2 protein-coding genes are annotated in these 1,139 nt (G+C 67.0%); one reads left to right on the top strand and one right to left on the bottom strand.

All coding sequences use genetic code 11. The features are described from left to right. Positions 1-17: 17 nt before the first annotated feature. A complete protein-coding gene (locus VBE63_RS29970) occupies positions 18-146 on the top strand; it encodes a hypothetical protein (protein WP_323686613.1) in 129 nt (42 codons plus the stop codon). A gap of 81 nt (positions 147-227) precedes the next feature. On the opposite strand, the gene VBE63_RS29965 is transcribed toward VBE63_RS29970, so the two are convergent. Beyond that, positions 228-1,139, bottom strand: a 912-nt coding sequence (locus VBE63_RS29965; RefSeq protein WP_323686612.1) for a hypothetical protein, incomplete at its 5' end; no start/stop codon positions are given.

Here is a 1,139-nt window from a genome sequence, read left to right as displayed (position 1 = left end):
ATTTCTTGCTGCGCTAGATGGAGCGCAAATTCGGCCCGACCGATGCCCAGCTGCGCCAGCAGATTCAAGATGCCGATGCCGAGAAGCTGCTGAAATGGTCCGAGCGCATCCTCACGGCAGAGACGCCGGAGGCGGTGTTTCACTAAACGCCGAGCGGTCAACAGACCAGGCTGCTGACGTCACGGTGGGCAGCAGCCTGGTCTTCAGGCCATCCTCTGCAGCGCACTTCATCCCTCACCGCGCCACTCCCGCGCCAAGCGCTGATACCGCGCCGCCTGCTCGGTCCGCCCAAACTGGGCATGCAACACTGCCAGGTTATGCGCCGCCAAAAAGCTGCCGCGCCCTTGCACGGTCCCCTCCAACCCCGGCTGCTCGCCGATCTCGAGACAGGTCATCCAAGCCGCCTCGACCATCGGCAGAATGGTCTGCTCCGCGTCTTGCGGATGCGCTAGCGCCCAGTCCAGCAGCAGATCGCCGAGCACAAAGAAGAAGTCCGGCGACTGACTCCAACGCGCGCGCTCTTGCTCGGCGAGCAGGATCGCCGTCTCCAGCTCGCCCGTGCATTTGAGGCAGAACAGCAGGCGCACGATCAGGTCATGCCGATAGGCGGCCTCTGCAGGCACGCCCGGCCGCGCGCGTTGGTACTGGTCTGCCGCCGCCGCGAACTCGCCATAGACCTCATGATCCTTGCCGAGTTGATAACGCAGATAGGCCGTCGCCGGTTGCGAGGCCGGGTCTGCGTCCGTCTCTGCTTGCGCCTCCGCCCCCGTTGCTGTTGCTGTGTCCGGCCGCGCCGCCAGCATCGCCTGCAGCAAACGCCGATTGCGCCCACGCATGCGCTCCAAGGCTGCGCGCCGATAGCCGGTATGGGCAATGCCGATCGCCAAGCGCCGACGCGGCAGCGCGCTCACCGGCTGCTCATGCACCGCGCCTTGATAGCGCACCGAGCCCGGCAACAGCCGCGGCAGCCAAGCGGTACTGGTCTCCACCCGGCTCGACCCCTGCGGCCCCGCCAGATCAAAGGTACTCGCCACCGGCAGCACGCCGATCCACTCGGCCGGCTGCGCGCACAGCGCCCGCAGCTGAGCCTGCCCGCTGACCAGGCGCTCATCGGCATCCAGGATCAGGTTCCAGCGCGC

This window comes from Lamprobacter sp. (assembly GCF_034860625.1).
Classification (GTDB): domain Bacteria; phylum Pseudomonadota; class Gammaproteobacteria; order Chromatiales; family Chromatiaceae; genus Lamprobacter.
Note: the sequence above shows the minus strand (reverse complement) of the source record. Positions and strands in the feature narration are given on the sequence as shown.

Coding starts and splice junctions, on each gene's coding strand:
- VBE63_RS29970 (WP_323686613.1), top strand. CDS start 18: ATGGAGCGCAAATTCGGCCCGACCGATGCCCAGCTGCGCCAGCAGATT.